Here is a 402-nt window from a genome sequence, read left to right as displayed (position 1 = left end):
AAAATCAGAAGCAAGACAAGCAATTGATGATGCTGCAAGAGCTAAAAAAGAAGCGATTGATCAAACACCGGGTGCAACAACAGAAGAAAAAGAGGCAGCCAAAGCGAAGGTAGACCAAGCAGTAACGGAAGCCAAAGGCCATATCAATGAAGCAATAAATAATTCAGGTGTCGATGAAACAAAAACAAATGGTACAACTACAATCAATGCAATCCAACCAGAAGTAATCAAAAAATCAGAAGCAAGACAAGCAATCGATGATGCTGCAAGAGCCAAGAAAGAAGCAATTGATCAAACACCAGATGCGACAACAGAAGAAAAAGAAGCAGCTAAAGCGAAAGTAGACCAAGCAGTAACGGAAGCCAAAGCTCATATCAATGAAGCAATAAATAATTCAGGTGT

At 39.6% G+C, this 402-nt stretch carries 1 protein-coding gene; it reads left to right on the top strand.

Features of this window, described 5'->3' with window-relative positions; genetic code table 11:
• Nucleotides 1-402 (top strand): DUF1542 domain-containing protein (locus HMPREF2647_RS05125; protein ID WP_141756747.1); only part of this gene is annotated, 402 nt, incomplete at both ends.

The sequence above is a fragment of the Staphylococcus sp. HMSC035D11 genome (genome assembly GCF_001836075.1).
Lineage (GTDB): Bacteria > Bacillota > Bacilli > Staphylococcales > Staphylococcaceae > Staphylococcus > Staphylococcus hominis.
The sequence above is the reverse complement of the archived record's forward strand: the minus strand, read 5'-3'. Positions and strand labels throughout refer to the sequence as shown.